Raw genomic sequence first — 24,477 nt, forward strand, 5'->3', positions numbered from 1 at the left:
GTTCAAGCTCCTTGACCGTTGCGCACGGTACGTTTTTCGATGCGTTTCTCGGGGTGTGCATTGAGCACGATGCGGTGTACGTAAATGCCTGGCAGGTGGATCTGGTCGGGATCGAGCGCGCCGGTATCGACGATTTCTTCGACTTCGACAACAGTGATCTTGCCAGCCATCGCCACATTGGGGTTGAAGTTGCGCGCCGTCTTGCGGAACACCAGGTTGCCGCTGCGGTCGGCCTTCCAGGCCTTGACCAGTGACACATCGGCAACGATGGAGCGCTCCATGACGTACTGGTGGCCGTCGAATTCGCGCACCTCTTTGCCCTCTGCCACCAGCGTACCCACGCCGGTACGCGTAAAGAATGCGGGGATGCCCGCGCCGCCGGCGCGCAGTTTTTCAGCCAGCGTGCCCTGGGGCGTGAACTCGAGTTCGAGTTCGCCGGCCAGGTACTGGCGTTCGAACTCTTTGTTTTCGCCGACATATGAGGCGATCATTTTCTTGACTTGGCGGGTTTCCAGCAACTGGCCAAGGCCAAAGCCATCGACACCGGCGTTATTGCTGACGCAGGTGAGGTTCTGGACGTTGGAATCGCGCAGCGCGGCAATAAGCGCCTCGGGGATGCCGCACAGGCCGAAACCGCCGACGGCAATGGTTTGCCCATCGGCGACGATGCCTTTGAGCGCCTCTGGGGCGCTTGGATAGACTTTATTCATTACTCCTTTCCTTTGTTATGACGATGTGCTTTGGGTTATATGATGCCGCGCATGCGCGAGGACCGTGCCGATACCGCATATGCGATGAATGATAATGCCGGACAGCGCGCCATGGCCATGGGCCCACATTTATACCGGGCCGGCGCCTTCGTACTACAGCGAGGCCAGCAGTGCGCGTTCGGCGTCGGACCACGGCTGCGGCCGCTGTGTGGCGCCGTCTACACCCACGATGGTGTACCGCCCTATCGCGCAGGCCACCCCCGGCTGGTCTTCACGTTCGATTACAGCCTCGAACAACAGGCTGCTGCCGCCGATGCGCAGCAAGGCCTGCTGCACGACCACCGTGACGGGATAATGCAGCGGCCGCATGAAGTCACATTCTGTATGGGCGAGCACAAACGCCTTATAAATGCCGGTTTGAGCCCGCACTTCATCCATAAAACGCACCCGGGCCTCTTCGAAGAAGCGGAAGTACACCGTATTGTTGACGTGCCTGAGCGCATCGAGATCGCCCCAGCGCACCGGCATCGCGAACTTGCGAACTGCCAGGGGCGCAGGGCTTGCTGCTTCACCTGCCTGCATGGTTTGACCGACCTTTGTTGATTGATTGTCATGCGACCCGCCGTGTGCCATCGCACTGCGAGCGCGGCGGCTACAGCAGACCGGGCTCGTCACCGACGCTGTGTTTAAAGTATAACGGCCGATGCTGCACTGCGCCATTCCCGTTGATTCTTGCGGATCGATATCGCGCAGCCCCGGCACCGCGAGCGGTCATGACCAAAGCAGTCTGCAATACAATGGCGCAAGTATTGAGTATTACAAATAGGGAGATCCTTTCAAAATGTCTGAACGCGAATCGATGGAGTATGACGTAGTCGTGGTCGGCGGCGGGCCCGCTGGCCTGGCCGCCGCCATTCGGCTCAAGCAGCTGGCTGCCCAGCGCGACACTGAAATCAGCGTCTGTGTGCTCGAAAAAGGGGCCGAGATCGGCGCGCATATTCTTTCCGGCGCTGTGATGGACCCACGCGCCCTGACTGAACTGATCCCCGATTGGAAAGAAAAAGGCGCCCCCCTCGATACCGAAGTAACAGAAGACAAATTCTTGTTTCTCACCGAGAAAGGTGCACGCAGCACGCCAGGCTGGCTACTGCCCGACTGCTTCAAGAACCACGGCAGCTACATCGTTCGCCTGGGGCATGTAGTGCGATGGATGGGCGAACAGGCCGAGGCGCTGGGTGTGGATATTTTCCCCGGCTTCGCTGCCGTTGAAGTGCTTTACAACGAACAGGGCGCCGTCAAGGGCGTGGCCACCGGCGACATGGGCGTCGCGCGCGACGGTACGCATACCGCGCATTATCAGCCCGGCATGGAGCTGCACGCCCGCTACACGCTGTTTGCCGAAGGCTCGCGCGGCCAACTGGGCCGCCAGCTCATCGCCAACTACAAACTCGACACCGACTGCAATCCGCAAAGCTACGGCATCGGCATCAAAGAAATGTGGGAAGTCGACCCCTCGCAGTCGCGGCCCGGCCTGGTCATGCACACCGCCGGCTGGCCGCTGGATTCCGACACCTACGGCGGCTCCTTCCTTTATCACCTGAACGACAACATCGTTGTGGTGGGCCTGGTGGTGGGGCTGGATTACGCCAACCCCTGGCTCTCTCCTTTCGAAGAATTCCAGCGCTACAAAACGCATCCCGCTATCCGGCCCACGTTTGAGGGCGGCAAGCGCATCGCCTATGGTGCGCGGTCGTTGACGGCCGGCGGCCTGATGGCGCTTCCCAAATTTGTTTTCCCGGGTGGCGCCATGATAGGCTGCGAAGCGGGCTTCCTGAACGCTTCGCGGATCAAGGGCAGCCATGCCGCCATCAAGACCGGCGCCCTGGCCGCCGAGGCCGCCTTCGAAGCCCTGGCTGCCGGCCGCAGCTACGACGAGTTGGCCGCCTACCCCGAAGCCTTCAAGGCCTCGTGGCTCCACGAAGAGCTGAACAAGGCGCGCAACTTCAAGCAATGGTTCAAGAAAGGCCGCACCATCGCCACCTTGATGACCGGCATCGAGCAAAAGCTGCTCAAGGGCAAAATGCCCTGGACGCTTCGCCACAACAAGCCCGATCACGCCTGTCTGCAGCCAGCCGCCGAGTGCGCGCGCATCGAGTACCCCAAACCCGACGGCAAGCTCACCTTTGACCGCCTGAGCTCGGTGTTCATCTCTAACACCAACCACGACGAAAACGAACCCGTGCACCTCACACTGAAGGATGACACGGTGCCGGTGAACATCAACCTGGCCAAGTATGCCGGCCCCGAAGCACGCTACTGCCCTGCCGGCGTGTACGAATTCGTCAAGACGGACGACGGCGCCGACCGCCTGCAGATCAACGCACAGAATTGCGTGCACTGCAAGACCTGCGACATCAAGGATCCGACACAGAACATCGTGTGGGTGGCACCGCAGGGCGGCGAAGGGCCGGTCTACAACGGACTGTAAACAAGCCGGGAAGGCGTTGTTCACACAACGCAGCGCCGCCGCCAGGCGGCGCCCGGGCCTGCCGGGGTGGCCGGTACGCACTTGCCGGCAGGCACGGCTGCTGTTTGCAGCCTGCGCAGGCCTGCACATGCCGCGGGCCACCTGCCCGGGTGCCCTGCGCGGGTCAGCGCATCAACAGCCCGCCATCCACATAAATCACTTGCCCCGTCATGAACTGGCTGTAAGCTGACGCCAGAAACAAGATGGGGCCGGTGATGTCCTCTGGTGTGGCTACGCGCCGCAGCGGCGTCTGGGCGATGATCTGCTGCCGTATGCTGGCGCGGGTGTCGCGGCTGGCATCGGTGGGCCAGACAAGGCCCGGCGCTACACAATTGACGCGGATACCATATTGCCCCAGGTCGGCCGCCATTTGTCGGCTCAGGCCCTGCAGGGCCGCCTTGCCTGTGGCGTAGTCAGGATATGGCACCACCGCCTGCTCGGTCAGGTCGGTACTGATGTTGATGATACTGCCGCCGGCCTGCCGCTGCATGTGCGGCACCACGGCCTGGCTCGTCTGCCACGCGCTCTTCACCGCCCCCTCGAACTGCCGCTGGCAGGCTTCCCACCCCAATTGCGTAAAACGGAGACGGGTGTCGGGATCAAAGCGATACGGCGCGAATGCATTGTTGACCAGAACGTCGATGCGCCCTGTTTCCAGGACGATCTCGCTCACCATATCCTGGACCGCCACAGCGTCCGTGACGTCGGCCTGCATGGCCCAGGCCTGCCCACCCGCTTGCTTGCAGTCGGCGACCACTTGTTCGGCCGCCTGGGTATTTTGCAGATAGTTGACGATCACCACCGCCCCCTCGCGGGCAAAGGCACGCGCCGTAGCCGCGCCCAGGCCCCGGCCGGCACCCGTGATCAATACGACTTTATCGTTCAGTTTCATTGAAGTTTCCTGACTGGCCGCCGCAGCCAATGCGTGCCACATGCATTGCAACTAACCTGTGGTGCGCCACCACTCATGGCAGCATATCCGTCGCCACCGCATCGCGCAGGTCGAGTTTATGGCCGATCAGCCCCAGCTCGTAATAAGCGTCCGCCGCGGCCTGCAAAGACACCAGATCCAGCGCCCCCAGCCCATGCTGATCGGTATATGCCGAAAGGCTGGACGCATTGCGCGCCTCGATGATCTGCCGATTCAGCACTGGGTCGCGGCCATCGATGGCGTATTTGACCGCGAGACGGGCCGCGTCGTCGGGGTGGCCCATCATCCACTGCGTGCTGGCGCGATAAGCGCGCAGAAATCGCTGCAGCAAGGGTTTGCGCCGCTGATAGTCTTCTTCGCGCACCACGAACAGATCGCTGGAGTAATTCAGGTAATCCGCCACCTTTATCACACCAGGGTTTTTAAGGCCGCGGTATTTTGCCAGCAACAGACCTGTATCCGTGGCCGCGGTGGCGTCTACCTGCCCCTGCATCAACGGAGCAAAGTTCAGCAGACCGGTGACGATGATGGTGACATCACCTTCGTTCAGCCCCGCCTTGTGCAGCAGGATCTGCAGATTCTGGCGCGTACCGCTGGACAGGCTGTACACCCCGATGCGCTTGCCTTTGAGATCGGCCGCGCTCTGTATGGGGCTGCCCTCCAGCGTTACAACATTGAAGACGTTCTGGGGATAGATGTCATAAATGGCGCGCAGCTTCGCCCCTTTGTCCAGGGCCGCAAAGAAGGAGCCCGGATCAGTGAAGGCGACATCCGCCTGCCCGCTCAACAGATTGCGCAGGGCGTCGCCCCCGCCCGCGCCCGGCAGATAATTCAGCGTCAGCCCTTCGTGCCTGAAATGGCCAAGCTCAGGTTCGGCGAGAATCTGAGTGATCTCGCTGATCGGTTTGCTCCAACCAGCCAAGGTGATGGGCTGCGGCGCCGCCTGGGCGAAGGTCGGCACAGCGTATGCACCCAACCCACCCGCCGCGCACAAAGCGGCAATTGCGTGCAGAATTCGGCGTCTAGTATTCATGGGCGCTTGACTCCCGAGTAGATGAATAATGGCGCAGCATAATGTGCTGCAACAGCAGGCTTAGCTGATACAGCAGCAAGCCCAGTATGGTGATCAGCAACAGAACGGCAAACATCAAGGCGGTATCCATAGAGCCCTGGGCGGCGATGATGAGCGCCCCCAGGCCCTGGCTGGCGCCAATGAACTCGCCCACCACGGCGCCAACCAGCGCAAGCACCGCGGCGATGCGCACACCTGCCATGACGCCAGGCATGGCCATCGGCAGCCGCAGCCGCCACAAGGTTTGCCAACGGCTGGCCCCCAGCATGCGGAACAGTTCCAACCTGGCCTGGTCTGTCTGGCCCAGGCCGGTAAGGGTGTTTTCCAACAAGGGGAAGAAACAGACCAGCGCGGTGATCACCACCATCGGCAGCGTGCCAAAACCCAGCCACAGCGTCAGCAGCGGGGCCAGCGCAAGTTTGGGCACGACCTGGCTGGCCAGAATGTATGGCATGAGAACCGCCTGGACAAAACGCGACTGCGCCAGCAATAGGCCCATGCCAAAACCGATGGCCCCGCCGAGCAGCAGGCCCAGCAAGACTTCTCGCGTTGTTTGCACAATGTGCGGCCAGAAATAGCCAGCGACCAGGCCCGACCACAAGCTGTGCCAGACCCGGCTGGGTGCCGGAAGGACCAAGGGCGACCAACCGAATTGGCGGACGGCCGCTTCCCAGGCGGCGAGAAGTACGACCAGTATGATTAGGGAGCCGATCCCTGTGCGAACGCGACGCATGGCAAACAACGGCTTCATGGCACCCGCCCAATGTGGCTGCGTAGTTCCGCACATGCGTGATGATAGGCCGGGCTGTCGCGTAGCGCGCTGTGGCGCGGGCGCGGCAGGTTCACCGGCTGGCAATGCGCCTGCCGCCCGTCGTCCAGCACGGTCACCCGGTCAGCCAAGTAGACGGCCTCGGCGATGTCATGGGTTACAAACAATACCGTGCTGCCGTGCTGCCCACAGGTGTACAGCAAGGTGTCCTGCAACTGCTCACGCGTCAGCGCGTCCAGCGCAGCGAAGGGCTCGTCCATCAACAGCAAGGCCGGGCGCATCAGCATGGCGCGGGCGATCGCCACCCTGCTCTGCTGCCCGCCCGAAAGCTGTGTGGGATACCTGTGCGCATGACTGCCCAACTCAAGCTCATCCAGCAGCTGCAGAGCATCGTCGCGAATGGCCGCACCCGCCCGCCCCTGCGCGCGGCCTTTCAGCGAGGCCGGCAACAACACATTGTCCAGCACAGTCAGCCAGTCCAACAGCGTTGGCTGCTGAAATACAAAACCGATCGCAGACGTGGGCTTGAACAGCGGCTTGCCTTGCAAGAGCACTCGCCCGGCCGTGGGCTGCAGCAGCCCCGCCGCCAGCTTGAGCAGCGTAGACTTGCCGCAACCGCTGCGGCCCAGCAGGCAATGAAACTCACCGGCATCGAGCCGCAGATCGATATCGCGCAGGCCGTAATCCGTGCCAGGATATCGATAATCCAGAGCATCGAGGCGCAAAAAGGATGAGCCGGCAGCCGCTTCAATCACGATAACTCGCAAAATCCTGGGCCAGCGTCTCGGCGCTGGCCTCGATGTCGGACATCCGCAGCAGGTCCAGCACGCTGAAGCGGCCATCGTGATGCCATCCTGGTTGTGGGCTGGCCGTGGCGCCCAGTGCGCTTATGCGATTGATGCCGACTTGAGCGAGCGCTTCGGCCACGTCGAACAGGGATTCGGGGCTGGCGGCGACCGCTGCGGTTTGCAAATAGCGACGATACGGCTGCAGCTGGCGCGCAACGACTTCCACGTTGTCCACTGCAATGACCGATACGCTGCGAAACGTAGCGCTGGCTTCTGGCGCAACGGCGTCGTCCAGATAAGCGACTGACCAGTCGGCATCGGCCGGGCCCATCAACTCAAGCGCTTCGCCCCGCAGCGCCCGCAGGCTGAGCGATTGGCGCCACTTTGCGAATTGTGTTTTGTCATCCAAGGGCAATGCCTGCCGTGGGTGGCGGCGCGCCAATGCAGCCAATTCGCCCGCCAGCAGCAGCGCGAAATCTCGTGGACTAACCGCAGCGCCGCGTTGCACATAAATGCTTTGCGGCGCATAACAAGCCTGCTGATCCCACTGGGCAATGTCTCGCGCCGCCAAGCGCGCGCACTGCGCCGCCTGGCGGGTATCCAAGGCCGAGGCTGCAACGAGAGCAACGCTGAATTTATGACCATGAGGGAGGAAGCGCACATGGGGTGGAATCTTGGCCTGCCACGCCCGCAGGGCTTCGTCGCCCCCGTAAACCATCATGACATCGGCCGCGTCCACCAAGGCAGCCTCGCTGCCCGCATCGCCACCCGGCCACCAGACCACCGCCAACGCCTGCGCCAGCTCAGGTGCGGCCTGCGCCAGGCTGTGGGCAAACCAGCTTGCAAAGATGGGCTCCGCGCTGGCCAGCTTGCCCAGGCTGGCGCCTTTGGTCAGCAGGCAGGCCACCATGCCCCACAAGGGGATACCGGGCACATTACCGGCCCAGACCTGCCCCAGCAACCCAGGGCCGTAGGCACGCGACCAGCCCCCCTGCACGCGCGGGCGAAAGCCATCGAGCAGACCCGGGTCGCCGAGATCTTCGCACAGCATGCGCAGCAGTTCGGGGCGCCTGAAGTTGCGCAGGCAATTATTGATGCCCAAGCGCAGCATTTCAGCGTCGTAGCCGGTCTGCGCCAGCAGCGCGGGTTCGTAGCGCAGGCGCAGCGGCTGCCCGGGCTGCAGCATATCGGCGATGCAGCGATCAATGCCCGCTGCGATGTCTAGCACGGCGAGCGGGTGGAGATGAACGCGCGCCTGAGCCTGCAAGTAAGCGCCCAGTTGCCGCAACTGCGCAGGATTCAAGCGAGGCAAAGCCAGCGGAAATGCGCCATGTGGGCCAACCACCTGCCGGGCGGACCATTCGATCGGGCCCAAGTCGGCGCCCGGCGGCAGATAGCCGCAAGCCAGGCTGGCTGTATTCATTGCGCCGCCTGCAGAAAGGCTTCCATGGCCAGCGAACAGCCTTTGGCCGCTGCGCCATCGGCCCGCCCCAGCAGCAGGAAACCACCCGGTACACGCACGCCGAGGTCTTCGGTAAGGATGGCGCACACTGAATTGAAGTTGGCCAGATCCGTGTGGGCCAAAATACCCTCCTCGCCATCAAGCATCTCCTGCCCGGTGACGGGATCCAGTACGCGCGTGCGTGTCCAGTGAGGGCCCGACTTTACGGCCGGCAGCGTGGCGTTGCCGTTGTCGTAGATCTGCGAGCTCAGTTCAGTCATGCCATACATGTTGGTGCAGTGCTGCGGGGGCAGACCAAAGCAATGGTGCAGCAAATCGTAAAACTCGGCGGCCTGCATGGTGCGCGACTGGCCTTTGAAGCCGCCGGTATCGAACAAACGGCTGCCCGCGGGCAGTTGAAAGCGCAGGCCGCGCTCGCCCAGAGCGTCCATGACGTGCACAAAGCTGTAGCTGGCCCCCAGCAGCGCAAAGGGTGTGTGGTCGTGTTGCGCCTGCGCCAGCGCCTGACACAGCGCATCGAGCTCTACACCACCTGGACTGACAAAATAGCGGCTGCCCGCGTCGCCGAAATGCTCCAGCGCCAGCGCGAGATAATGCGCCAGCGATGAATTGGGCATCATCTGCTCTGTGGGAAACAGGATGCCCATACGCATGCGGGGCGTGCCGCGCATGAAGCGCTGGCTGAAATACAGGCGCATGGACAGATCGTAGACCTGGAGATGCGGATGATAATTGCGGCCTCGGCGTTCGGCCCGCGTGGTGCCGCTGGTCATGAAGACCCGTTCGCACTGATCGGGTGCGACACAGCTCAGCGTGAGATCCTTGAAGGCATCAATGGGCACAGACGGGATATCCTGCCAGCGCGTCAGCAGGCGCGGCGTCTTGCCCACGAAGCGGCAATAGCGCTGATAGGCCGCATTGTGGCGGAACTGATGTTCGAAGAGGCGCAGCGCCAACGCGTTGAAGGCCTCGTCGCCTTCTTGCGGCTGACGCATGAACTGCTGCAGGTCTGCCAGCAAGGCCTGCGGCACTGCTGATGGTGAGGTAGACACAAAAGCCCTTTCTAAGGTGTAGCGCCGGCACAGGCCGGGGACTGCTCCGAAAGGGATGCGTATGGGATGGATGTGCGCCGCACGGCAACCGCCATGCGGGCACAGTCAAAGCACTCTTCTTACGTCGGTATGAGCCGAATCAAGTTCGCGGGTTCGACCTGGCCATCTCAGTGTTTCAGCACGGCTGCAAACACACCCCGGAGCATTGGGCATTATACATAGCCGGGCCGGCCAAGCTAGAACGTAGCGGCACAGTGCCCGCCGGTGGGCGCCTGGCCTGATCCCGCCGCGATAAAGGGCGGCTCGAGCCGCACGTTGATGGGGGCGGACGACACCCAATCCCAGGCAAAGAACGCGAGCAGCACGATCCAGAAAACGGAAGCAAGCACGGGTTTCTTCATGATGGCCTCCGTTCAGAACTTGAAATAGCGGCGCACGCGCACACCGATCAGCGAACCGCAGAATGCCAGCGGCACCCAGATCCAGCCGTGCAAACTGCCGGTGGAAATGCCGCTGACCATGGCGCCGATATTGCAACCAAAGGCCAGGCGGGAGCTATAGCCCAGCAAAAAGCCGGCAGCGATCCCCACGACCCATTGCGTGCCATTGAGCGGCTTGGTGGTGGCTGATGCAGGTGGCTTGCCGGCGGCAATCCACAAGGCACCAGCCAGAATGCCGATGTTGGTGATGGACGTGACATCCAGAAACACAGACTGCGACAAATTGGTGAGGTTGACCGTCTGGCTCCAGAACGCATTTGCGGCCGGGTCGAAGGCACCGGCGGCGGTGGCGAGCTTGGCACCCCACAGGCCGAAGCCATACACAATCCCCCAAGGCTGTCCGGCAATGACCAGGTTCAGCGTGGCGAATATGGCCAGAAGCACGGCACCAATAAGCAGCCGTTTGTCCAGCCATGGGCGGGTTTTGTCCGAGATGCGCCAGACGATGACGCCCACCGCGGCCAGGCCGGCCAGGGTGAGGGCAAATGCCCCAGGCGCACCGAGCTGGGCCACCAAGCTTACAGGCTTGACGGCGCCCAGGCTCAGCCAGCTTTCAAGGTGAGCGGAGCCCAGGAAGCTGCCGATCGCGAACACCGGCAGAATCACCGTATTGAGAGGGATACCCAGGCCGGCCTTGTAAAGCGTGCCCGAGCCGCAGCCATCGGCAATCTGCATCGTCAGGCCGAATATGAAAGCGCCCACCAGCAGGCTGATGCTTGGCGGCCCCAATGCGGCGATCAGATCGCCGGGAAAGACTGCCAGCAAGGGCATGGCCACAGCGGCAGCGAGGATCAGCAAAGTAATCTGCGCCAGCACGCCACTGGCGTCGCGCTGCTCGATCAGTTTGCGCCAGCCCGTGGTGAAGCCAAAACGCATGCCCGCCAGCACACTGCCCATGCCCAGCCCCACCAGAAACAGGACGGACTGGCGCAGAGAGACGAACCAGATCAGGAAGAGGAAGAATGCAGCAATTGCCGAACCAAGGAAAATACGGTTGCGGGTGACGCGCCCTGCCGGCAGCGACACGGCACCCGCTTGGGTTACGTAAGCAGTACTCATGTAGATAAATCAGGATTTCCCGATGAGGCCTTTGAGGCTGTTGATGATCTGGCTGCCGCGGCTAGGCACATTGTCCATGGGCAGTGCACGCGCCGATTGTGTCCATTCTGCCAACGACGCGGGGTACAGTTTGACATTGTCCAGCCCCACGACCTCCGACAGCGCGAACCAATCTGTAGCGGCCCAGTGACCGGTATTGCAGAACGAAATAGTTTCATCGGCCTGGGTGGCGAACTCGCTGGCGGCGATCTTCTTCGCCGCTTCCGGCGAGACGAACTCAGACGTACCCGGCTTGAACCATTTACTGTGCGGCAGATTGACTGCATTGTGGATGGTGCCCGGCACTTTAGCGGTGGGCGCTTTGGCCTCGCCGGCGAAAAAATTGGCCGGGCGTGCATCAACCAGCCGGGCCTTGGGGTTGCTGACCTGGGATTCGACATGCGCCTGCGTAGCCAGAATCGCTTCGTTCAATACGGGCGTGTACTGTGTGGCCGCAATCGACGGCACTGCAGTGTCTTGCGGCAGGCTGGCGGCGCTCCAGGCCTTCATGCCGCCGTTGAGTACCGAAAGATTGGTAAGCCCGAGATACTTGAGTGTCCAGTACACCCGCGCGGACGCACCAAAATCGGTGTCATTGGCGCCCGACGATACCACGACGGCATGGCTGTCAGGCTTGAGCCCCAAGCTGCCGATCAACGCCGCAAGCTTGGAGACTTCGGGCAACTGGCCGGGGCTGTTGGCCGGGCCACGCCATTTTCCATACGGTGCCGACACAGCGCCAGGGATGTGATTGGCGCTGTACGCTTCGGGCGGACGGATATCAATGACGCGCACGGCGGCATCCTGGCGAAGGGTATCGAGCTGCGCTGGCGTGAGCAGCGGCTGGGACGCCGGCGCAGCGAACGACGAGCCGGCGGCGAGCAACGCAGCGCCGGCCAACAAAACCGCACCTGCGCGGGAAAGCGAGAATTTCATGAAGGCCACCTTACATAACAGTTAGCTATATGATTTTCTCATGCATAATCCATCATTAAATCAACTTTTTAATTATTTATTTATATATAAACAAGCTATAAGCGGCATCAATAGCGAGAAGCAGTACGAAAATAATTGATCCAGGCTCGGCACGCACATACCCAGTATTGCCACAGAAAACAAAAACCCCGCATATACGCGAGCGCGACAATGCGGGGTTTATATGTGCCGCGGGGTTAGCCGCAACAGCCGTGGGGCGGGCGCGGACAAGCCGCGCCGCGTTCATGCGCCGATCAGCCTTCGCCGCCAGCGGACGGGCCTTGCGGGCCGCCCTGGGCCTCGATGCCGCCAATCGCCTTGACCGACAGGCGCAGACGGCCCTTGTCGTCGGCCTCGATGACTTTGACACGCACCGTTTGGCCAACCTTGAGCACATCGTTGATGTTGGCGATGCGATAGTTGGCGATTTCGGAAATGTGCAGCAGGCCGTCACGGCCGGGCAGCACCTGCACGATGGCGCCGAAATCCAGCAGGCGCAACACAGGGCCTTCGTATTCCTGCCCCACTTCGACGTCGGCGGTGAGTTCCTTGATGCGGCGCTCGGCTTCACGGGCCTTGTCGAGATCGGCACTGGAAATGGTGATCGTGCCATCGTCGCCAATGTCGATCTGCGTGCCGGTTTCTTCGGTGAGCGCACGAATGGTGGCGCCGCCCTTTCCGATCACGTCGCGAATCTTCTCGGGGTTGATCTTCAGGCTGAGCATGCGTGGAGCGAACTCGGACAGCTCGGTGCGCGAGCCTTCGATGGCCTCGCGCATTTTGCCCAGGATATGCAGGCGGCCTTCCTTGGCCTGCGCCAGGGCAACCTGCATGATTTCCTTGGTGATGCCCTGGATCTTGATATCCATCTGCAGGGCGGTGATGCCCTGCACTGTACCGGCAACCTTGAAGTCCATATCGCCCAGGTGATCTTCGTCGCCCAGGATGTCGGTGAGCACAGCGAACTTGCCGCCGTCTTTGATCAGACCCATTGCCACGCCAGCCACGTGATCGCCGACGGGCACGCCGGCGTCCATCATGGCAAGCGAGCCGCCGCACACAGAAGCCATGGACGAGGAACCGTTGGACTCGGTGATCTCGGATACCACGCGAATGGTGTACTGGAAGTCTTCGGGCGCGGGCAGCAGCGACGCGAGCGCGCGCTTGGCCAGGCGGCCGTGGCCGATTTCGCGGCGCTTGGGCACACCGAAGCGGCCGGTTTCGCCGGTGGCGAACGGCGGCATGTTGTAGTGGAGCATGAAGCGGTCGCGGTGCTCGCCCATGATGGAATCGATAATCTGCTCATCCTGCTTGGTACCCAGCGTGGCAACCACCAGCGCCTGCGTTTCGCCACGGGTGAACAGCGCGCTGCCGTGCGCGCGCGGGAGCACACCCAGGCGGACACTGATGGGACGCACGGTGCGGGTATCGCGGCCGTCGATGCGGGGCTCGCCGTTCAGGATCTGGCCGCGCACGATACGCGATTCCAAGGCGAACAGGATGTTGTCGACCTCGACGCTGTCGGGCGCATCTTCACCCTTGGCCGCGGCGTGCTCGGCCAGGCGCGTCTTGACCTCGACATAGACCTCGCGCAGGCGGGCAGTGCGCGCCTGCTTCTCGCGGATCTGGTATGCAGCCTTCAGGCCAGCATCGGCGGCTGCCAAGACGGCGGTTTCGAGCGCCAGGTTCTTGGCGGCGGGCTGCCAATCCCACTCGGGCTTGCCGGCTTCGGCGACCAGATCGTGAATGGCGTTGATGGCGGCCTGCATCTGCTCATGGCCAAATACCACGCCGCCCAGCATCACGTCTTCGGGCAACTGCTTGGCTTCGGACTCGACCATCAGCACGGCGGCTTCGGTGCCGGCCACGACCAGATCCATTTGCGACTGCTTGAGCTGCGTGGAGGTGGGGTTGAGCACGTATTGGCCATTGATGTAGCCCACCCGCGCGGCGCCAATCGGGCCATTGAACGGAATGCCCGAAATGGCCAGCGCGGCGGAGGCGCCGATCATGGCGGCGATATCCGGATCGACTTCGGGGTTGACCGAAACCGTGTGGATAATGACTTGGACGTCGTTGTAGAAGCCCTCAGGGAACAGCGGACGCAAGGGGCGGTCGATCAGACGCGAGGTGAGGGTTTCTTTTTCGGAGGGCTTGCCTTCGCGCTTGAAAAACCCGCCCGGAATACGGCCGGCGGCATAGGTTTTTTCGACGTAGTCAACGGTAAGCGGGAAGAAATCCTGGCCCGGCTTGGGCGTCTTGGCTGCCACGACAGTGGCAAGGATGACGGTATCGTCAATCGAAACCAGTACGGCGCCCGAGGCTTGGCGAGCAATCTCGCCGGTTTCCAGAACTACCGTGTGCTGACCGTACTGAAACGATTTGCTCACTTTATTAAACATTAGGAGGTATCCTTACAATAAAAAAACCGTGTACACCGCGATGGCTATCGCAGTGTGCACGGTTCCAACGCGGGGAGCCAGCCCCCGGTATCACTTACGCAGACCGAGCTTTTCGATCAGAGTGCGGTACGAATCGGGATTGCGGCCCTTCAGGTAATCGAGCAGCTTGCGACGGCGGCTGACCATGCGCAGAAGGCCACGACGCGAGTGGTGGTCTTTGACGTGCGCCTTGAAGTGGCCCGTCAGTTCGTTGATGCGGGCGGTAAGCAGCGCAACCTGCACTTCGGGGGAGCCGGTATCGCCTTGCGCGCGCTGATATTGCGCGACGATGTCAGACTTGTTGATGTCAGAAACAGACATTATTGATCCTCTTTTACGAGCGACAGAGCCGAGGTGCCCTGACGTGGAGTGTTGAACAAACTACAATTTATGCATGCCTTCTTTAGGGCTTGCCACGCATATTTTTACGCGCCTGCCGCAAAGAAGAGAGCATTATACCGGAAAATGCCGGCCCGATCGGAGCCCCCCATGAAATCGCCCCCGCAACCCACCTCTTTCCTGCCTCGCCGTGCGCGCCTGGCCGCCAGCGCTGTGGTGCTCGGCTTGCTTGCCGCCTGTGCCAACATGAGCCAAACCCCACCGGGTTCGCCGCTTTCGGTGGTAGAGGCCAAATGGGGCAAGCCCGGGTTTTCATGCCCTGGGCCAAACGGCACACAGCGCGTAATCTGGAGCCAGCAGCCCTTGGGGCAGTATGCCTGGGGCGCCAACGTGAATGCCTCGGGCAATATCGATCGTATCGAGCCTTTGTTAACCGACCGGCATTTCGAAAAACTTCGTACGGGCACCTGGACACGAGATCAAGTGCGGTGCGAATTCGGCCCACCCGCCGATATCAGCACAGTTGGCCTGCCATCGAATACGCAATTGGTATGGAGCTACCGCTATCTGCAATCGGGGGTATGGAATTCGCTGATGTACGTGTACTTCGGCACCGACGGGGAGCGGGTGACAAGTTTTCACCCAGGCCCCGACCCGATGTACGAACAGAATGACAACAGTTGGTTCAACTAGGCGCGGGCGTATCTGGCGGAAAGCGCCAGCACTGCGGGGCCCTGCGGCAGGCCTGCAAACCGCACCAGTTGGCGCCACACCGGCCGCCAATGGCCGCTAGAAACGCGGGCCCGGTGGTTTGCCGCCGGGCTGTGGCTCATCCGCAGCGGGGCCGCGCACACCAGGCGCGGCGTCAGGCCCGCCGGTGCTGCCCGACGCGCCGCGATCAGGGCCTGGCGCGCCTTGCGCCATACCGGAGGACGCAGCGGGGCCGATAGAAGGCTCGGTCGGTGTCTCGGCGGGCTCGGGGGGATCCTGGCGCATGCGGGTGAGTGCGCGCGCGCGACGCCAGCGCCAATACTGGGTTACCCAGCCTGACAACCCGTAGATGACAAACAACAGGAACAATACGACGGGTGGATCGCTGGATACAAACACAAAGCCAGCCACCAGCACCAGCATGACCCAGAACGGCACACTGCGGCCCAGGGCGAAGGTTTTTCCACTATAGAACGGGGCGTTCGACACCATGCACACGCCTGCATAGACTGTCAGCACGAAGGCCAGCCAGGAAATGGTGACTGGGTCCATGAGCAGCTTGTTATCGACGTTGAGCCATACGAAGCCGGCCACAAGCGCCGCCGCTGCAGGGCTAGGCAGGCCCTGGAAGAAGCGTTTATCGACCACAGCGATATTGGTGTTGAAACGCGCCAAACGCAGCGCGGCCCCCACCACGTAGACAAAGGCGGCCAGCCAGCCCCAACGGCCCAGACCTTGCAGCGCCCATACATACATCACGAGTGCGGGCGCAATGCCGAAGGATGTCATGTCGGACAGCGAGTCGTATTGCTCGCCGAAGGCGGACTGCGTGTTTGTCAGGCGCGCCACCCGCCCGTCCATGCCGTCAAAGACCATGGCCAGGAAAATAGCGATGGCGGCCACTTCGAAGCGACCGTTCATGGCCTGCACGACAGCGTAGAAACCAGCAAATAGATTGGCGGTAGTGAAAGCATTGGGCAGCAGGTAGATGCTGCGCCGGCGCAGTGTCTCGTCGTTGGACAGGTGTTCTGGCATAGATTGAATGGCAACAGGAGTGGGATTCAGGGCTGGTGGCACGACAATTGATTGGGCGCACCCCAGGGTGGCGCGCGCCTTGTCGCCTTTGGCGAGCTGAAGCAATGCCACGGACGGTGGCAAGGCGCCGGCTATAACCCGGTTCGTTGTAGAAGAATAACCCAATTGGCCACAATGTTTGTGTGGCGCGCATGCAAATACACGCATGCAACCTGCCATGGGCGGCCAGCGCGGGCCCAGAACCGACCTTGACCGATTGCCTCACCACCTTCAGCCAAATACCACCAGCGGCTTGCCCGGATGGCGCGGATGCGGTGCCACATGGACATCCATGCCGAAGACGCGGCGCAGGTTGGCGGGCGTAAGCACGCGCTCAGGCGTATCGCAGGCAAATATCGTACCCTGCTCCAGCAACGCTATGCGGTCGCTCCATAACGCGGCCAGGTTGATATCGTGCAGGATGAGTAGCACGCCAATGCGTTCGCCGCGCGCAAGTGCGATCACTGCGCGCAGCAATTCGTGCTGATGCCTCGGGTCGAGGCTGGAGGTGGGCTCGTCGAGCAACAGGTAGCGCCCCGCTGTGTCGTCGCCCCGACCCGCCAATACCTGCACAAAAACACGCGCCAGATGCACACGCTGCTGCTCGCCGCCAGACAGTTCAAGATACCGGCGGCCGGCCAGATGAGCGGCATCAGCTCTGTCGAGCGCTTGGGCAATGAGCGCCCGGACGGCATCGGGCATGAGCTCGGGAAACGGATAGGCGCCCATGGCCACGACCTCGGCCACCAGCAGGTCGAAGGCTAATGCGGAGCGCTGGGGCAGCATGGCACGCATGCGCGCCTGGCGGGCCAAGGGCAGCGAGGCAAGCGGCTGCGCATTGATATAGGGCCCATCGTCGGCGCGGCTGGCCGCCAGTTCACCAGCAAGCACGGCCATCAGGCTGGACTTGCCGGCACCATTTGCGCCCAGCAGCGACACTGCCTCGCCCGCCTGCACGGCGAGTGTGGCGCCGCGCAGCACCTCGCGCCCTCCGCGCGCGAGGTGAACACCCGTAGCGCCGATGGCCTCAATGCGGTCGATACCGCGGCCCAATGACGGCATCATGGCCCCCTGCCCGTTCATGCGACCGCCCGCCGACGCAACAGCAGCCAGAAGAAGAACGGCCCGCCCACCAGACTAGTGACCAGACCGATGGGAAGCTCGGCCGGACTCACCAGCACGCGAGCCAGCCAGTCTGCCAGCGTAAGCACCAAAGCCCCGCCCAACACCGCGGCAGGCAGCAGATGGCGATGATGCGCGCCCAGCAGCATGCGCATCAGGTGCGGCACAACCAGGCCGACAAAGCCAATGCCGCCCGTTACGGCCACTAGTGGTCCAATGACCAAGGCAATCGCGATGATGAGCCTCCGCCGCACCACCTGCAGGGCGAACCCCAGATGCGCGGCTTCGCGTTCGCCCAGCAACAAGGCGTTGAGCACACGCCACTGCCTGCACAAGTAGAGCAGCAGCAGCAGCGTCCAGGGGCCTGCCCAGGCCAAGGTAGGCCAGTCGGCACCCGCAAGACTGCCAAGGTTCCAGAAGGTGAGGTCGCGCAGTTGGGCGTCGTTGGCCAAGTATGTGAAAACGCCGATGCCACTGCCGCATACCGCATTGATGGCGATGCCCGCCAGCAGGATGCCGGCAACGCCGGGATGGCGGCGGCCTATGCCATAGGCCATGAAGGTGGCGAGCAGACTGCCTGCAAACGCGCTGACAGCGATGGCCACGAAGCCGCCGGACGTGAGCACGATAGCGGCCACCGCGCCCAGCGCCCCGCCCGCGCTGATGCCCACCAGCCCCGGTTCGGCCAGCGGATTGCGAAACAGCGCCTGGATGACCGCGCCGGTGAGCGCAAGCGCTGCGCCCGCCAGCGCGCTAAATAGCACACGCGGCAAACGGATATCGACAAGGATGTTGCGCAGCAATGCTTCGCCTGGCTCTTGCGCGCCCCACAACAGGCCAGGGATGCGGGCCCAGGGTATGGCGACCGCCCCGCCTGCTGCCGCGGCCAGCATGGCCAACACCACCGCCGCAGCCAACATGGCCATGACGAGACGGGGGGCAAGCTTGCGCGAACCGGACGACATGGCCTGCGGCATCAATGGGCGGCCTGCTTGAGCTGGGTGATTGCCTGAGCCACGCGCGGACCGATGCCCAGGATGAGCGCATCATCCATGCCGAACACACGCCCCTGGCGGCCCGCCGGCGTGGATGACACGCCAGCCTGGCGGCTGAACGCTTGCAGCCCTCCACTGGCCTGGGCCGATGCGGCAGTGATAATGATCAACTCGGGCCGCAGGGCGGCTAGACCCTCGGTGGACAGGGGCTTGTACCCCTGCTGATCGGCCAATGCGTTGCGCAGCCCCGCCAGGCCAAGCACGGCATCGGCAGCGGTGTGCCTGCCTGCCGCCATGAAGGTGCCGGTGCGATTGATCAGCACCACTGTACGCAGCGCTGGCGTACCGCCTTGCTGCGCACGCGCGACATCGGCACGAATGCGCGCGGCCAACGCCCTGCCTTCGGCCTGCGCGCCCAGCGCCTCAGCCACCTGCCCGATACGACGATAAAGTGATTCGATATTGGGGTCGTCTGAGACCTTTTCGACGGTGATGCCCAGACCCGCGATACGCTCAAGCGCGTGCGGCGGGCCCGTGTTGCTGGAGGCCAGGACCAGATCGGGCTGCATGGACACGACGCCTTCGAGAGGCACGTTGCGGTAATAGCCCACCCGGGGCAGCCGCGTGGCCGCTTCGGGATGCAGACTGGATTCGTCGGTGGCAACAAGCAAGGCGCCGCGATCGAGCGCGTAGACGATTTCGGTGACGCTGCCACCCAGAGTGACAACGCGCTCGGGCGCGGGCGCGGCGCTCGCCATGCACGTGTAGCCGGCCAGGAACACCGCGGCGATGAATGTGCGGATGCTCATCCTTATGCACATGTTCATGCCGCCAGCGGCTGAGCGCAGTAGCTGCACAACAATGCGCGCCAGTTGGCAAGCTCGGGCTGGCCGGGCTTGCGGGCGCCAAAGAACTGGACAATGAGCTCGCCGTTCTCGGTGTAGCATTCGAGCGAGGTGACCCAGCCGTCGGACGTGGGCTTGTTGACGACCCAAGCCGTGTGAATGGCGGTGGTATCCAGGTGCAGGTTGAAGTGCGGGTCGAGCACATTGAACCAAGGCCCCGTGCGCAGCAGCTTGTGGATGGGCCCGGTATGGATCTGGATCATGCCGTGGTTGCCAACGAAGCACATGAAGGACACCTGCTGCGCGACGACATCGGCTAGCATGCGTTCGGTTATGCTCGGCGGCACCTGCTGGGCCAGGTCTTGGCCCGCTGCCCGCAGAGCGGTAAGCCGCGAGACCTTGTGCTTTTGGAGCAGGCCGTGGAACTCGTGCGTATCTTGCATGGCGAGCCAGTCGGTGCGAAGTGCCGGCGTTGCGGGCGTTGCCGGCGCCTGGAAGGGCTGCGCGGGCTGGATGGCGGGCCACCGGGGATCGGGCTCGATGAATGCATCGACCAGCGCATCGTAGGCTAAGGCGTCGGTTTCGTCGGTGACGAACACCTTATGCACCGCCATGCCTGCGGCATCGAAGAACTGCAGGCTGCGCCGACCGTTGTCGGTGACAGCCCAGGCGTATCGCCACGGACCGAAAAACACCCTCAGGTCGATATCTGGCCCCAGCACCAAACCCATGGTTTTACCGGCGCGGATGTCCTCGTAGCGGCCATGGCGCTCATGTACGCACCAGTTGTTGCGTGTAAGCGCCATGACGCGGCCCAAGCTGCCCAGTGACTTGAAGATATCTTGTACCGGGCCTTTTAAGGCGGTGGCCCGGATACCGCCGCAGCCGGCGGCGACCAACTCGGCCTCGGAAACGCGCATCTGCGCCGCCAGCGTGCGTATGCGAGCCTTGGGCTGCCCTGCCACGAAGGCGTCGTAGCGCGCGCGCAGCGCCTGGGCGTGAGTATCGAATGAGGTAGTCATAGGCGAGGCTTCCTTACTTATTCTATATTGCTTTGCGTGAGTGCCGACAACGCAGCAGGGCGACGGAACGGACAACGCGGGCACCCTACCGTGGCGACGACATAGCGGCGACGCAACACATGATAATAATTTCTATTATCGATTGGAACAAGGGCTGCGGGCCCAGACAAACAGGAACGGAAAAAAACACGCCCCCAAGTGCCGCACCCTGTGGTTGGAGTAATTCCAACGATGGGGGTAAGACGCTTGAGGGCGTGTTTTTACAGATGCCTGATTAGCCTGGCGGCCCTGGCGCGGCGCCTGCGGGCCAGCCAATCGCGCGAGCGCACAAGGCGTTTCGCCAGCGGCCTGCGCCCCGCTGGGGCCGGCCGCCGGCAAAGCAAAATCAGTTCTTGCTTTGATCAACCAGCTTGTTGGCGGCGATCCAGGGCATCATGGCGCGCAGTTTGCCGCCGACCTGCTCGATCTGCGACTCGGCATTGATGCGGCGGCGCGAGGTGAGCGTAGGCGCACCGGCGGCGTTCTCCAGGATGAAGTTCTTGGCGTACACGCCGGTCTGGATGTCTTCCAGCACCTTGCGCATGGCGGCGCGAGTATCGTCGGTAACGATCTTGGGGCCGGTTTCGTATTCGCCGTACTCCGCGTTGTTGGAGATGGAGTAGTTCATGTTGGCAATGCCGCCCTCGTAGATCAGGTCGACAATGAGCTTGAGCTCGTGCAGGCACTCGAAGTAGGCCATTTCGGGCGCGTAGCCGGCATCGACCAGCGTTTCGAAGCCAGCCTTGATGAGCTCGACCGTACCGCCGCACAGAACAGCCTGCTCGCCGAACAGGTCGGTTTCGGTTTCTTCACGGAAGTTGGTTTCGATGATGCCGGCGCGGCCACTGCCGATGGCGCAGGCATACGACAGGGCGATGTCGCGGGCGGCGCCGGACGTGTCTTGATGCACGGCGACCAGCGCGGGCACGCCGCCGCCTTGACGGTAGGTGCCGCGAACGGTGTGGCCTGGCGCCTTGGGTGCGATCATGATGACGTCGACGTCGGCGCGCGGCTGCACCTGGCCGTAATGCACGTTGAAGCCGTGCGCGAACGCCAGTGCGGCGCCCGCCTTGATGTTGGCGGCAACCTGGCTGCGGTAGACCTCGGCGATGTTTTCATCGGGCAGCAGGATCATGACCAGATCGGCACCCTTGACTGCATCGGCCACTTCTTTGACCTGCAGGCCTGCGTTTTCGGCTTTGCTCCAGGAGGCGCCGCCTTTACGCAGGCCGACCACCACATTGACACCCGACTCGTGCAGGTTCAGTGCATGCGCGTGGCCCTGGGAGCCGTAACCGATGATGGCAACGGTTTTGCCCTTGATGAGGGAGAGGTCACAATCTTTGTCGTAAAACACTTTCATTTATCTTGCTCCAATGCTTGTATGCAGGGATGGATTCGTAATTCGTAGAGAGAGGGTGTCTCTTGTTTTGGTACTGCTTTTGCCGTGGGCGGGCGGCCGCTTGGCCCACCCTGCCCGACCGGGGCCTGGCTAGAGCTTGAGCACACGTTCGCCGCGGCCGATGCCGGACACACCCGTGCGCACAGTTTCCAGGATGGCACTGCGGTCCAGCGCCCCGATGAAGGCCTCGATTTTATCCTGATTGCCGGTCAGCTCGATGGTGTACGCCTTGTCGGTGACATCGATGATGCGGCCGCGGAAGATGTCGGCCATGCGCTTGACCTCTTCACGCTCTTTGCCGACAGCCCTGACCTTGATCAGCATGAGCTCGCGCTCGATGTGCGGGCCTTCCGAAAGATCCACTACTTTCACAACGTCAATCAGCCGGTTCAGGTGCTTGGTGATCTGCTCGATCACCTCATCAGACCCAATGCTGACAATGGTCATGCGCGACAGTGTGGGATCTTCGGTGGGCGCGACAGTAAGCGTTTCGATATTGTAGCCACGGGCGGAGAACAGGCCGACCACGCGCGACAACGCGCCCGGTTCGTTTTCCAGCAGAATGGAAATCACGTGTTTCATGGTGTTCTCCTTACAGGTCTTCGGAACCGAGCAACATTTCGGTAAGACCGCGGCCCGCCTTCACCATAGGCCAGACGTTTTCGGTCTGGTCGGTGATGAAGTCGAGAAACACCAGCCTGTTCTTGTGCTTGGTAAACGCTTCGCGGATCGCCGGCACGACATCCGCGGGCTTGTCGATGCGCAGGCCCACATGGCCGTAGCTTTCGACGAGCTTGACGAAGTCGGGCAAGGCGTCGACGTACGATTCGGAATAGCGCGAGCCGTAATCGATCTGCTGCCATTGCCGCACCATACCCAGATAGCGGTTGTTCAGGCACAGAATCTTGGGTGTGAGGCGATACTGGCTGCAGGTGGAGAGCTCCTGGATGTTCATCTGGATGGAGCCCTCGCCCGTGATGACGGCCACATCGGCATCCGGATTGGCCATCTGCACGCCCATGGCGTAGGGCAGGCCAACGCCCATGGTGCCCAGGCCGCCGGAGTTGATCCAGCGGCGCGGCTCGTTGAAGCGGTAGTACTGCGCCGCCCACATCTGGTGCTGGCCGACGTCGGACGTCACAAACGCATTGCCGCCAGTGACTTCCCACAGCGCCTCGACAACCGACTGCGGCTTGATGAGCGTATCGGACTTTTCGTAGTCCAGGCACTTACGGCCGCGCCAGGTGTTGATCTGCTCCCACCACTTGGCGAGCCGCCCGGCCTCGGGCGGCGTTTCGGCAACAGCCTGGCTGTAGAGTTCGATCATATCCTGCAGGACGTCTTTGACGCTGCCGACAATAGGCACATCGACGCGCACGCGCTTGGAAATCGACGAAGGGTCGATATCCACATGTATGATTTTGCGCGGATTTTGCGCAAAATGGCGCGGGTTGCCGATGACGCGGTCGTCGAAGCGCGCGCCCACGGCCACCAGCACATCGCAATGCTGCATGCCCATGTTGGCTTCGTAGGTGCCGTGCATGCCCGGCATGCCGACGAATTTGTCGTCGCAGCCGGGATAGGCGCCCAGACCCATCAGCGTGGTGGTACATGGCGCTCCGGCCAGTGCCACCAATTCGCGCAGCTCTTGGGAGGCGTCGGACAGCACAACGCCGCCGCCCGCGTAGATCATGGGGCGCTCGGCCGACAGCAGCATCTGGACAGCTTTTTTGATCTGCCCATGATGGCCCTTGGTGACCGGCGCATAGGAGCGCATGCGTACGTCGCCCCGCCGAGGCGTGTATTTGTATGTGGCGACGGTAATGTCTTTGGGGATATCGACCAGCACCGGGCCGGGACGGCCAGTCTTGGCGATATAGAAGGCGCGGCGCATGGTCTCGGCGAGATCCTTGATGTCGCGCACCAGGAAGTTATGCTTGACGCAGGGGCGTGTGATGCCGACTGTGTCGCACTCCTGGAAGGCGTCTTCGCCAATGGCCGCGGTAGGAACCTGGCCGCTGATGATCACCATCGGGATAGAGTCCATATAGGCAGTGGCAATGCCGGTGACGGCATTGGTGAGCCCGGGACCGCTGGTTACCAGGGCCACGCCGACCTTGTCGGATGAACGGGAATACGCATCGGCGGCGTGCACGGCTGCCTGCTCGTGACGCACGAGAATGTGCTTGAAGGATTCCTGCTTGTAGATTGCGTCGTAGATGTAGAGTACGGCACCGCCAGGATAGCCGAAGACGTGTTCTACGCCCTCTTCGGCAAGGCAGCGCACGACGATATCGGCGCCATTGAGTTCCATCTGGTTTTCCTTTCGTAACCAGTGCGAATGCCCCGATCGGCCATGACAGGCCAGAGATTGAACCGGTACCGGCAACATGATCTGGCGCTTGATGGCTCACGGAGCCACTCCACCCAGACACCTTGCCGACCCGACCCGCACTCGTCGAAACAAAGCACGAGCATCCTTGGGATGCGGGAGGTAGAAACGGAAGCTGTGGCGACACGCTTTTGGCGCGGCCAGCAGCAGGTAAGACAGGCACAAAAAACCGGGCGGGTGGCCCGGGCAACATAGCCTTGGAGCAGATTTG

Annotated in this window: 23 protein-coding genes and 1 riboswitch; of the genes, 2 read left to right on the top strand and 21 right to left on the bottom strand. The window is 62.3% G+C overall.

All coding sequences use genetic code 11. The features are described from left to right. Positions 1-2: 2 nt before the first annotated feature. Positions 3-710 (bottom strand): CoA transferase subunit A, encoded by a 708-nt coding sequence (locus tag LOL23_RS10110; RefSeq protein WP_160979568.1) that lies wholly within the window; start codon positions 708-710, stop codon positions 3-5. Between the two features lie 153 nt (positions 711-863). Then, a complete protein-coding gene (locus LOL23_RS10115; RefSeq protein WP_160979566.1) occupies positions 864-1,292 on the bottom strand; it encodes an acyl-CoA thioesterase in 429 nt (142 codons plus the stop codon). A gap of 259 nt (positions 1,293-1,551) precedes the next feature. Here LOL23_RS10115 and LOL23_RS10120 point away from each other — a divergent pair, with 259 nt between their 5' ends. After that, positions 1,552-3,198, top strand: a complete 1,647-nt coding sequence (locus LOL23_RS10120; protein ID WP_160979564.1) for an electron transfer flavoprotein-ubiquinone oxidoreductase — start codon at positions 1,552-1,554, stop codon at positions 3,196-3,198. Positions 3,199-3,361: 163 nt separating this feature from the next. On the opposite strand, the gene LOL23_RS10125 is transcribed toward LOL23_RS10120, so the two are convergent. The 11 genes from LOL23_RS10125 to rpsO all read right to left on the bottom strand — a co-directional run bounded on the left by LOL23_RS10125 (position 3,362) and on the right by rpsO (position 14,646). Continuing rightward, positions 3,362-4,129: an SDR family oxidoreductase gene (locus LOL23_RS10125; protein WP_160979562.1), complete on the bottom strand. Its 768-nt coding sequence runs from the start codon at positions 4,127-4,129 to the stop codon at positions 3,362-3,364. 73 nt (positions 4,130-4,202) lie between these two features. Next, positions 4,203-5,201: an ABC transporter substrate-binding protein gene (locus tag LOL23_RS10130; RefSeq protein ID WP_160979560.1), complete on the bottom strand. Its 999-nt coding sequence runs from the start codon at positions 5,199-5,201 to the stop codon at positions 4,203-4,205. After that, a complete protein-coding gene (locus LOL23_RS10135; protein WP_237173536.1) occupies positions 5,191-5,991 on the bottom strand; it encodes an ABC transporter permease in 801 nt (266 codons plus the stop codon). Before LOL23_RS10135 ends, LOL23_RS10130 begins: the two co-directional genes overlap by 11 nt. Continuing rightward, positions 5,988-6,764 carry an ABC transporter ATP-binding protein gene (locus LOL23_RS10140; protein ID WP_237173537.1) on the bottom strand — a complete coding sequence of 259 codons (777 nt, stop codon included), beginning with the start codon at positions 6,762-6,764 and terminating at the stop codon, positions 5,988-5,990. The genes LOL23_RS10135 and LOL23_RS10140 overlap by 4 nt, the downstream gene beginning before the upstream one ends. Beyond that, on the bottom strand, positions 6,757-8,220 hold the full coding sequence (locus tag LOL23_RS10145; RefSeq protein WP_160979556.1) for an acyl-CoA reductase: 1,464 nt from the start codon (positions 8,218-8,220) through the stop codon (positions 6,757-6,759). The genes LOL23_RS10140 and LOL23_RS10145 overlap by 8 nt, the downstream gene beginning before the upstream one ends. Then, positions 8,217-9,254, bottom strand: a complete 1,038-nt coding sequence (locus LOL23_RS10150; RefSeq protein ID WP_237173545.1) for a LuxE/PaaK family acyltransferase — start codon at positions 9,252-9,254, stop codon at positions 8,217-8,219. Before LOL23_RS10150 ends, LOL23_RS10145 begins: the two co-directional genes overlap by 4 nt. A gap of 156 nt (positions 9,255-9,410) precedes the next feature. Beyond that, positions 9,411-9,521: riboswitch (TPP riboswitch) on the bottom strand. 26 nt (positions 9,522-9,547) lie between these two features. Further along, positions 9,548-9,712, bottom strand: a complete 165-nt coding sequence (locus LOL23_RS10155; protein ID WP_202411720.1) for a hypothetical protein — start codon at positions 9,710-9,712, stop codon at positions 9,548-9,550. 12 nt (positions 9,713-9,724) lie between these two features. Further along, positions 9,725-10,870, bottom strand: coding sequence for a YeeE/YedE family protein (locus LOL23_RS10160; protein WP_160979554.1), 1,146 nt, complete (start codon positions 10,868-10,870; stop codon positions 9,725-9,727). Between the two features lie 9 nt (positions 10,871-10,879). After that, entirely contained in the window at positions 10,880-11,845 is a 966-nt protein-coding gene (locus tag LOL23_RS10165) for a sulfurtransferase (RefSeq protein WP_237173538.1), read from the bottom strand. A gap of 293 nt (positions 11,846-12,138) precedes the next feature. Continuing rightward, positions 12,139-14,286, bottom strand: coding sequence for a polyribonucleotide nucleotidyltransferase (gene pnp / locus LOL23_RS10170; RefSeq protein WP_160979550.1), 2,148 nt, complete (start codon positions 14,284-14,286; stop codon positions 12,139-12,141). 90 nt (positions 14,287-14,376) lie between these two features. Further along, positions 14,377-14,646: a 30S ribosomal protein S15 gene (gene rpsO, locus LOL23_RS10175; protein WP_160979548.1), complete on the bottom strand. Its 270-nt coding sequence runs from the start codon at positions 14,644-14,646 to the stop codon at positions 14,377-14,379. Positions 14,647-14,814: 168 nt separating this feature from the next. Between rpsO and LOL23_RS10180 the strand changes: the two genes are divergently transcribed. Next, positions 14,815-15,357 (top strand): hypothetical protein, encoded by a 543-nt coding sequence (locus tag LOL23_RS10180; RefSeq protein WP_160979546.1) that lies wholly within the window; start codon positions 14,815-14,817, stop codon positions 15,355-15,357. 96 nt (positions 15,358-15,453) lie between these two features. On the opposite strand, the gene pssA is transcribed toward LOL23_RS10180, so the two are convergent. The 8 genes from pssA to LOL23_RS10220 all read right to left on the bottom strand — a co-directional run bounded on the left by pssA (position 15,454) and on the right by LOL23_RS10220 (position 24,188). Further along, complete coding sequence (gene pssA, locus LOL23_RS10185; RefSeq protein ID WP_237173546.1) at positions 15,454-16,410, bottom strand: CDP-diacylglycerol--serine O-phosphatidyltransferase; 957 nt, start codon at positions 16,408-16,410, stop codon at positions 15,454-15,456. Positions 16,411-16,680: 270 nt separating this feature from the next. Continuing rightward, positions 16,681-17,514 carry a heme ABC transporter ATP-binding protein gene (locus tag LOL23_RS10190; protein WP_237173539.1) on the bottom strand — a complete coding sequence of 278 codons (834 nt, stop codon included), beginning with the start codon at positions 17,512-17,514 and terminating at the stop codon, positions 16,681-16,683. Positions 17,515-17,528: 14 nt separating this feature from the next. Then, entirely contained in the window at positions 17,529-18,491 is a 963-nt protein-coding gene (locus tag LOL23_RS10195) for a FecCD family ABC transporter permease (protein ID WP_237173547.1), read from the bottom strand. A 56-nt stretch (positions 18,492-18,547) separates the two neighbouring features. Then, positions 18,548-19,381, bottom strand: coding sequence for a heme/hemin ABC transporter substrate-binding protein (locus LOL23_RS10200; protein ID WP_439652088.1), 834 nt, complete (start codon positions 19,379-19,381; stop codon positions 18,548-18,550). 8 nt (positions 19,382-19,389) lie between these two features. Further along, complete coding sequence (locus LOL23_RS10205; protein ID WP_160979542.1) at positions 19,390-20,433, bottom strand: hemin-degrading factor; 1,044 nt, start codon at positions 20,431-20,433, stop codon at positions 19,390-19,392. Positions 20,434-20,818: 385 nt separating this feature from the next. Beyond that, entirely contained in the window at positions 20,819-21,835 is a 1,017-nt protein-coding gene (gene ilvC, locus LOL23_RS10210; RefSeq protein ID WP_160979540.1) for a ketol-acid reductoisomerase, read from the bottom strand. A 129-nt stretch (positions 21,836-21,964) separates the two neighbouring features. After that, on the bottom strand, positions 21,965-22,456 hold the full coding sequence (ilvN, locus tag LOL23_RS10215) for an acetolactate synthase small subunit (RefSeq protein WP_160979538.1): 492 nt from the start codon (positions 22,454-22,456) through the stop codon (positions 21,965-21,967). 10 nt (positions 22,457-22,466) lie between these two features. Continuing rightward, on the bottom strand, positions 22,467-24,188 hold the full coding sequence (locus tag LOL23_RS10220; protein WP_160979536.1) for an acetolactate synthase 3 catalytic subunit: 1,722 nt from the start codon (positions 24,186-24,188) through the stop codon (positions 22,467-22,469). Between the last annotated feature and the right edge of the window lie 289 nt (positions 24,189-24,477).

It is taken from the genome of Paracandidimonas lactea (assembly GCF_021653995.1).
GTDB classification, from domain to species: Bacteria; Pseudomonadota; Gammaproteobacteria; order Burkholderiales; family Burkholderiaceae_B; genus Allopusillimonas; species Allopusillimonas lactea.

Bases quoted from the DNA above. Each gene is read 5' to 3' on its own strand.
- LOL23_RS10110 (WP_160979568.1), bottom strand. From the start codon at position 710: ATGAATAAAGTCTATCCAAGCGCCCCAGAGGCGCTCAAAGGCATCGTC.
- LOL23_RS10115 (WP_160979566.1), bottom strand. From the start codon at position 1,292: ATGCAGGCAGGTGAAGCAGCAAGCCCTGCGCCCCTGGCAGTTCGCAAG.
- LOL23_RS10120 (WP_160979564.1), top strand. From the start codon at position 1,552: ATGTCTGAACGCGAATCGATGGAGTATGACGTAGTCGTGGTCGGCGGC.
- LOL23_RS10125 (WP_160979562.1), bottom strand. From the start codon at position 4,129: ATGAAACTGAACGATAAAGTCGTATTGATCACGGGTGCCGGCCGGGGC.
- LOL23_RS10130 (WP_160979560.1), bottom strand. From the start codon at position 5,201: ATGAATACTAGACGCCGAATTCTGCACGCAATTGCCGCTTTGTGCGCG.
- LOL23_RS10135 (WP_237173536.1), bottom strand. From the start codon at position 5,991: ATGAAGCCGTTGTTTGCCATGCGTCGCGTTCGCACAGGGATCGGCTCC.
- LOL23_RS10145 (WP_160979556.1), bottom strand. From the start codon at position 8,220: ATGAATACAGCCAGCCTGGCTTGCGGCTATCTGCCGCCGGGCGCCGAC.
- LOL23_RS10150 (WP_237173545.1), bottom strand. From the start codon at position 9,254: ATGCGTCAGCCGCAAGAAGGCGACGAGGCCTTCAACGCGTTGGCGCTG.
- LOL23_RS10155 (WP_202411720.1), bottom strand. From the start codon at position 9,712: ATGAAGAAACCCGTGCTTGCTTCCGTTTTCTGGATCGTGCTGCTCGCG.
- LOL23_RS10160 (WP_160979554.1), bottom strand. From the start codon at position 10,870: ATGAGTACTGCTTACGTAACCCAAGCGGGTGCCGTGTCGCTGCCGGCA.
- LOL23_RS10165 (WP_237173538.1), bottom strand. From the start codon at position 11,845: ATGAAATTCTCGCTTTCCCGCGCAGGTGCGGTTTTGTTGGCCGGCGCT.
- pnp (WP_160979550.1), bottom strand. From the start codon at position 14,286: ATGTTTAATAAAGTGAGCAAATCGTTTCAGTACGGTCAGCACACGGTA.
- rpsO (WP_160979548.1), bottom strand. From the start codon at position 14,646: ATGTCTGTTTCTGACATCAACAAGTCTGACATCGTCGCGCAATATCAG.
- LOL23_RS10180 (WP_160979546.1), top strand. From the start codon at position 14,815: ATGAAATCGCCCCCGCAACCCACCTCTTTCCTGCCTCGCCGTGCGCGC.
- pssA (WP_237173546.1), bottom strand. From the start codon at position 16,410: ATGCCAGAACACCTGTCCAACGACGAGACACTGCGCCGGCGCAGCATC.
- LOL23_RS10190 (WP_237173539.1), bottom strand. From the start codon at position 17,514: ATGATGCCGTCATTGGGCCGCGGTATCGACCGCATTGAGGCCATCGGC.
- LOL23_RS10195 (WP_237173547.1), bottom strand. From the start codon at position 18,491: ATGTTGGCTGCGGCGGTGGTGTTGGCCATGCTGGCCGCGGCAGCAGGC.
- LOL23_RS10205 (WP_160979542.1), bottom strand. From the start codon at position 20,433: ATGACTACCTCATTCGATACTCACGCCCAGGCGCTGCGCGCGCGCTAC.
- ilvC (WP_160979540.1), bottom strand. From the start codon at position 21,835: ATGAAAGTGTTTTACGACAAAGATTGTGACCTCTCCCTCATCAAGGGC.
- ilvN (WP_160979538.1), bottom strand. From the start codon at position 22,456: ATGAAACACGTGATTTCCATTCTGCTGGAAAACGAACCGGGCGCGTTG.
- LOL23_RS10220 (WP_160979536.1), bottom strand. From the start codon at position 24,188: ATGGAACTCAATGGCGCCGATATCGTCGTGCGCTGCCTTGCCGAAGAG.